At 63.1% G+C, this 7,434-nt stretch carries 2 protein-coding genes and 2 rRNA genes; all 4 read left to right on the top strand.

Going from position 1 to position 7,434, the window contains the following annotated elements; translation table 11 throughout:
* Positions 1–180 precede the first annotated feature (180 nt).
* The 4 genes from ABGT83_RS07660 (at position 181) to acnA (ending at position 7,183) form a co-directional block, all read left to right on the top strand.
* Positions 181–3,146 (top strand): 23S ribosomal RNA (locus ABGT83_RS07660).
* A gap of 132 nt (positions 3,147–3,278) precedes the next feature.
* Positions 3,279–3,393, top strand: a 5S ribosomal RNA gene (rrf, locus tag ABGT83_RS07655).
* Positions 3,394–3,715: 322 nt separating this feature from the next.
* The gene (locus ABGT83_RS07650; protein WP_103265925.1) at positions 3,716–4,324 is read left to right on the top strand and encodes a hypothetical protein; all 609 of its coding nucleotides are present in this window, start codon (positions 3,716–3,718) and stop codon (positions 4,322–4,324) included.
* A gap of 177 nt (positions 4,325–4,501) precedes the next feature.
* Positions 4,502–7,183, top strand: coding sequence for an aconitate hydratase AcnA (gene acnA, locus ABGT83_RS07645; protein ID WP_346686813.1), 2,682 nt, complete (start codon positions 4,502–4,504; stop codon positions 7,181–7,183).
* The last annotated feature ends 251 nt before the right edge of the window (positions 7,184–7,434 follow it).

Genomic DNA, 7,434 nt, shown 5'->3' with positions numbered 1-7,434 from the left:
TCTCAGCATCCGGCTTTCGGGGCTCCCGCCCCGCGCACCTTGACAGTTGCATAGCGTTATGACACGAAACGAAACGATGACGCTCGCCGAGGGGCTCGCGCCCCGAAGCGAGCGCGCATCTTTCACGATCGCGATAGCATCGATATGGATTACCCATCCAAAGCAAGAAGATTGATTGCGGAAGAAGATACCAAGGGCGCACGGCGGATGCCTTGGCACAGGAAGTCGACGAAGGACGCGGCAAGCTGCGATAAGCTTCGGGGAGGGGCAAACACCCTTTGATCCGAAGATTTCCGAATGGGGGAACCCGGCAGGGGTCATGCCCTGCCGCCCGCATCTGAATAAAATAGGATGCGCGGCGACAACCCGGGGAACTGAAACATCTAAGTACCCGGAGGAAGAGAAATCAACCGAGATTGCGCGAGTAGCGGCGAGCGAAAGCGCACCAGCCCAAACCCATGCACGTGTAAGCTTTAAGGGCGTTGCTGCATGCGGGGTTGTGGGACGGCTGCACCATGGGCCTTAAAACCATGGACGGAGTTACAAAGGGGTGCGGTAGCGGAACGGCCTGGGAAGGCCGGCGGAACAGGGTGAGAGCCCCGTACGCACAACCGCGCCCCCTCCGAAGCCTGATCCCGAGTAGCGCCGGGCACGTGAAACCCGGCGCGAAGCAGGGGGGACCACCCTCCAAGGCTGAACACTCTCCTGTGACCGATAGTGAACCAGTACCGTGAGGGAAAGGTGAAAAGCACCCCGAGAGGGGAGTGAAATAGCACCTGAAACCGTGCGCCTACAAGCAGTCGGAGCACTCATGCAGTGTGACGGCGTGCCTTTTGTAGAATGAGCCAGCGAGTTGCGGTATGCGGCGAGGTTAAGTTGTGAAACGAGCCGCAGTGAAAGCGAGCCTTTAAGATGGCGACATGAGTCGCATGCCGCAGACGCGAAGCCGGGTGAGCTATCCATGGGCAGGCTGAAGCGGGGGTAAGACCCCGTGGAGGGCCGAACCCACTTCGGTTGAAAACGGAGGGGATGACCCGTGGATAGGGGTGAAAGGCCAATCAAACCCGGAGATATCTCGTTCTCCCCGAAATAGCTTTAGGGCTAGCCTCGGACGTTCTCCGCCGGTGGTAGAGCACTGGATCCTCGAGGGGGCTTCACCGCCTACCGACAGGAACCAAACTCCGAATGCCGGTGGATCAGAGTCCGGGAGTCAGAGCATGTGGGCTAAGCTGTGTGCTCGAGAGGGAAACAGCCCAGACCGCCCGCTAAGGTCCCTAAATCCGTGCTGAGTGGCAAAGGATGTGCGTCTGCCCAGACAACCAGGATGTTGGCTTAGAAGCAGCCATGCATTTAAAGAGTGCGTAATAGCTCACTGGTCGAGTGGACATGCGCCGACAATACACGGGGCTAAGCACGGCACCGAAGCGGCGGACTGAATTTTCAGTGGTAGGGGAGCTTCCCGCGGGGGGCGAAGCGCAAGGGTGACCTTGCGTGGACCGCGCGGGAGTGAGAATGCTGGCATGAGTAACGAGAGCGGCGCGAGAAACGCCGCCGCCGCAAGCCTAAGGGTTCCTGGGCAAGGCTAATCCTCCCAGGGTCAGTCGGGAGCTAAGGCGAGGCCGAAAGGCGTAGCCGATGCACAACAGGCGGACATTCCTGTACCGCCGATGGACCGTCATACCGAAGGGGCGACGGAGAAGGGTAGCCGGGCGGGGTTCTGGACGTCCCCGTGAAAGCGTGTAGGGAGTCGCGCATGGAAATCAGCGCGGCATGCATCCTGAGACGCGAGACGAAGGCACTAGCTGAAGTCGGCGAGCCCATGCTTCCGAGAAAAACCTCTAGGAAGGGACATCGGCGCCCGTACCAAAACCGACACAGGTGGGCGGGTAGAGCATACCGAGGCGATCGGGAGAACCATGGTTAAGGAACTCGGCATACTGACTCCGTAACTTCGGGAGAAGGAGTGCCCCTGCGGGTGAAGGACTTCGCGTCTGGAGCGTGCGGGGGTCGCAGCGAAACGGCCCAAGCGACTGTTTATCAAAAACACAGGACTCTGCTAAGTCGCAAGACGACGTATAGGGTCTGACGCCTGCCCGGTGCTGGAAGGTTACGTGGATGGGTTAGCGCAAGCGAAGCTCTGAAACTAAGCCCCAGTAAACGGCGGCCGTAACTATAACGGTCCTAAGGTAGCGAAATTCCTTGTCGGGTAAGTTCCGACCTGCACGAATGGCGTAACGATTTGGGCGCTGTCTCAACCATGGACCCGGTGAAATTGTATTATTCGTGAAGATGCGAATTACCTGCGGAAGGACGGAAAGACCCCGTGAACCTTCACTGCAGCTTGGCATTGGTCGTTGGCTCGGCGCGTAGAGGATAGGCAGGAGGCTTTGAAGCGGGGACGCCAGTTCCCGTGGAGCCGACCTTGGAATACTGCCCTCGTCGTTCCGGCGACCTAACCCGAGGCCGCGATCCGGCTCGGGGACCGTGCCAGGCGGGTAGTTTGACTGGGGCGGTCGCCTCCTAAAATGTAACGGAGGCGCGCAAAGGTCCGCTCAGGACGGTCGGCAACCGTCCCGAGAGCGCAAGAGTGCAAGCGGGCTTGACTGCGAGGCAGACACGCCGAGCAGGTGCGAAAGCAGGTTCTAGTGATCCGGCGGCCCAATGTGGGATGGCCGTCGCTCAACGGATAAAAGGTACTCCGGGGATAACAGGCTGATCTTGCCCAAGAGTCCACATCGACGGCAAGGTTTGGCACCTCGATGTCGGCTCATCGCATCCTGGGGCTGAAGTCAGTCCCAAGGGTATGGCTGTTCGCCATTTAAAGCGGTACGCGAGCTGGGTTCAGAACGTCGTGAGACAGTTCGGTCCCTATCCTCCGCAGGCGTAAGAGAATTGAGGAGATCTGCCCCTAGTACGAGAGGACCGGGGTGGACGGACCTCTGGTGCAGCAGTTGTCGACCAACGGCACAGCTGCCTAGCTACGTTCGGCACGGATAACCGCTGAAAGCATCTAAGTGGGAAGCCGTCTCCAAGATGAGTTCTCTTTTCGGTAAGGGCCCTTATAGACTATGAGGTCGATAGGCCGCAGGTGTAAGGCGTGCGAGCGCCTCAGCCGAGCGGTACTAATAGCCCGAGCTCTTCTTCCAGTATGCATCATTCTTCGAGGCTGTATCGAGCTTCGCGATCGATCGTGTCGAGCGCTGTGCAACCGCCAGGGTGGCGCGGAGGCGCCGCACCGGGCGGCTCTTATACAGGAGCCGCGGGGGAGCGCCCCCCGCGAGCGCGACCATGGAGGCGGGGATCACCCGGTCCCATTCCGAACCCGGAAGTTAAGCCCGCCATCGCCGAGAGTACTGCAGCGTCAGGCTGCGGGAGGGTAGGGCGTCGCGCTCGCGGAGGGCGCTTTTCGCTATTCCGTGCCGCGCATCGTGCGCGGCCGACGAGCCGGAGGGTCCCGAGAGGGGCCCTTTTCTCGTTTTCGGGCACGGAGGCGCGCTGTCATCCGCATCGCCGAACGGCTATCTTCGGCGGCAGGGCGGCAGGGCGGCAGAGCTTCAGGCGGGAGCCCTGGGGGATCGGCGCCGCCCGTACCGCTCGGCGGCCCGGTGCTGCCCGCAGAAGGGGACGTATCGATTCCCGTCGAAGGAAAAAATGCTCCAACGAAAGGGTATAATAGAAACGTATATAATTTCGTACGAGCGTGGAGGAGCAGTCTGTGAGCGAAAAGACACAGGGAGCAAAAGAGGTTGCCGAGGAGGCGCTCGGTAACGAAGCGATGTTCGAGCGGTTGATAGAATCATTATCGGGTTCGTCCCGAAGGGATCGTCAAAATGCCGCGGCTGCGTTTGCGATGCTCGCGAAGGATCATGCCGATCGGCTTGTCGACCATGGCAGTGCATTTATAGACGCATTGAATCGCCCTGAAGCGCAAACGCGTTGGGAGTGCCTCGATGTTCTGACGCAGCTTGTCGATCGAGACTCACGCATGTGCGACAAAGCGGTTCCTGGAGCGGAAACGGCTCTATTCGATGAGGAAAGCGGCCCGGTGAGGCTTGCTGCCATGCGCTTTCTCTGCAAGCTCGGTGCGACAACCGAAAACCGTTCGGAGAAGCTGTGGCCGCTCATCGATGAAGGCATTCAATGCTATCATGGCGACTTTGAATTTCAGGATATGCTCGTAGCCGTGATAGATTTTGCCGCGGGCAAGCTTGCCCCGAAGGTGAAAGAGGAGCTGGCTGCTCGCATGGCGTTCGATGCTGCGAATGGGCGTGGGGCTTTGAAGCGGCGCGCGCAGCAGGTGCTCGACAACGTCCAGGCAAGCTAGGCATCATTTTCAGGGGAATTCTGCCCGCTATCCGGGCGCGACTGGAGGGCGGTCGCGCCATGGGCTTCGACCGCGGGTGCGCCATGCCGTCCAACGATAGCGGCGATGCATTCGCGATGGGCCCGGTTGGGTGACGCGATTGTGGAACGATCAAACTGACGCCAAGGAGATACGCTCATGATGCAGAAGAGCAACCGTTTTGCCGACACGCTCGAGGTGGGCGGCACGACCTACACCTACTACCCCGTGGCGGGCGTCCCGGGTTCGAAGACGCTGCCCTATGCGCTGACGGTGCTGCTGGAGAACGTTCTGCGCAACGTCGCGGACCCGGAGGCGGCCGAGAAGCTGGCCGGGCGCATCGTGGCGGCGGGCAATGCGGGCGAGGTGGGCAGCGAGGTGGAGTTCTCTCCGGCGCGCGTGCTGTTTCAGGACTTCACGGGCGTGCCCGTGTTCGTGGACTTCGCCGTCATGCGCGAGGCCTGCGCCCAGCTAGGTGGAGACCCGACGAAGATCAACCCGCAGATCCCGTGCGACCTCGTGATCGACCATTCGGTCATCGCCGACGTGGCTGGCTGCGCGGGCGCGCTCGAGCAGAACATGGAGCTGGAGTTCGCGCGCAACAAGGAACGCTACGACTTCCTGAAATGGTCGCAGCAAAGTTTTGACAACGTGCGCATTGTGCCGCCGGGGGCGGGCATCTGCCATCAGCTGAACATCGAGCAGTTCGCGCACGTAGTTATGACGTCGGATGACGCGGGGGTGGCGCATGCGGACGGCGAGCGTCCGGTGGCGTACTTCGACACGCTCGTGGGCACCGACAGCCATACGCCTACGGCCAACGGCATCGGTGTGTTGGGCTGGGGCGTGGGCGGCATCGAGGCCGAGGCGGCCGCGCTCGGCCAGCCCATCACGACGCTCGTGCCGAAGGTGGTGGGCGTCCGCCTGACCGGCGAGCTGGGCGAGGGCGTCACCGCCATGGACGTGGCTCTGACGTTCGCCCAGATGCTGCGCGCCAAGGGCGTGGTTGGCTGCTTCGTGGAGTGCTTCGGCCCCGGCCTGGCCCACCTGAGCGCCACGCAGCGCACGTGCATATCGAACATGACGCCCGAATACGGCAGCACGTGCACGCTGTTCCCCGTGGACGATCAAACGCTCGCGTATCTGCGCCTCACCGGACGTGCCGACGAGCAGGTGGCGCTCGTGGAGGCCTACGCGAAGGCGCAGGGCTTCTGGAACGACCCGGATGCTCCGGCGCGCACGTATGCCGAGGTCGTCGAGTTCGACTTGGGCGCGGTGGAGCGCTCGATCGCCGGGCCTTCGCGCCCGCACGACCGCATCCCGCTGGCCGAGGCCCGGGAGCGCTTCCGCGCCGTGTGCGACGAGCGCGGGCTCGACCTGGGGCGGCATGTGGCGGTCGACCTTGACGGCGCGACCTGCGAGCTGACCCACGGCGCGCTGGCCATCGCGGCGGTGACGAGCTGCACGACGGCGACCGACCCCTCCATGATGCTGGCCGCAGGCCTCGTCGCGAAGAAGGCGGCGGAGGCGGGCCTCAAGCCCCGTCCATGGGTGAAGTGCGTGCTCGCGCCGGGCAGCAAGGCCACCGAGCTTCTGCTCGAGCGCGCCGGGCTGCTGGAAGGCCTGCGGGCGCTCGGCTTCTATACCTGCGGCTTCGGATGCATGAGCTGCATCGGCAACTCGGGTCCCATCAGGGCCGAGTTGCACGAAGCGTCCGAGGACATCGAGCTGGCCAGCGTGCTGTCGGGCAACCGCAACTTCGAGGGGCGCATCTCGCCCGACGTGTCGCAGAACTACCTGGCCGCCCCGGCCACGGTCATCGCCTACGCGCTGGCGGGCACGATGGACGTCGACCTCGAGCACGACGTGCTGGGCACGCGCCCGGACGGCACCCCGGTGCGCCTCGCCGACATCTGGCCGAGTGACGAGGAGATCGCCGCGCTCGTGGAGAGCCACGTCGACCGCGATCTGTACGAGGAGGGCACGCGGGGCCTGTACGACGGCGACGCGGCGTGGGCTTCGCTGGGAAGCGAGCCGAGCGATACGTTCACCTGGGACGATACGTCCACCTACGTGCGCCGCGCCCCTTACTTCGACGGCATGCGGTGCGAACCCTCGGCTCCCGATCCCATCGTGGGCGCCCGCGCGCTGGCGCTGCTGGGCGACTTCATCACCACCGACCACATCTCGCCCGCGGGCTCCATCGCCCCCGACTCGCCCGCGGCGCGCTACCTGGAGGAGCGCGGCTCGGCCCCGATCGACTTCAACACGTATGGTGCCCGGCGCGGCAACCACGAGGTGATGATGCGCGGCACGTTCGCGAACGTGAAGCTGCAGAACAAGCTGGCCGAGGGAAAGAAGGGCGGCTGGACGCGCGACTTCCTGGCAGACGAGGTGCGCCCGCTGTTCGATGTGGCTAAGGATTACGAAGCTGCAGGCGTGCCGCTCGTGGTGGTGGCCGGCAAGATGTACGGCAGCGGGTCGTCGCGCGACTGGGCGGCGAAGGGACCGGCGCTGCTGGGCATCCGCGCGGCCTTCGCCGAGAGCTTCGAGCGCATCCACCGGTCGAACCTCATCGGCATGGGCATCCTGCCGCTGCAGTTCCAGGAGGGCGAGAGCGCCGAGAGCCTGGGCCTGGACGGCTCCGAGCGCTATACGGTGGCGCTGATCGACTTCTCGGCCGGGCTTCCCGAGCCGCGCGAGGTGGACGTGGAGGTCGAGCGGGCCGACGGCTCGACGACGACGTTCAAGGCGACCGTGCGTGTGGACACGCCCACGGAGGGGCGGTACTACGGCAACGGCGGCATTCTGCCGTACGTCTTGCGCCAGCTTATCGACTGAAACTCCGGGTAATGCGGTTCTGCTGTCTCAGCATGGACACTGCAAACCTTCTTCGCTTCCATTCCGGCGGCCTGCATCGGGACGGGTGACGTAATTTGTAAAGACCAGGTAACGAGGATGATCGGTCGCAGTAGGCGATCGGGCGTTTTGGTGTATAGTAGGTACTTTAATGTCAAGGAGAGACGAAAGGGATGCCGTGGCAAAGCAGACATCCGGCTTTGATGCGCTCATCGATGCGCTCAAGCAATCAG

Source organism: Enteroscipio rubneri (assembly GCF_963929405.1).
Lineage (GTDB): Bacteria > Actinomycetota > Coriobacteriia > Coriobacteriales > Eggerthellaceae > Enteroscipio > Enteroscipio rubneri.
The sequence above is the reverse complement of the archived record's forward strand: the minus strand, read 5'-3'. Positions and strand labels throughout refer to the sequence as shown.

What these genes read in the sequence shown, in the direction of transcription:
- acnA (WP_346686813.1), top strand. Translation starts at nt 4,502, where the DNA reads ATGATGCAGAAGAGCAACCGTTTTGCCGACACGCTCGAGGTGGGCGGC.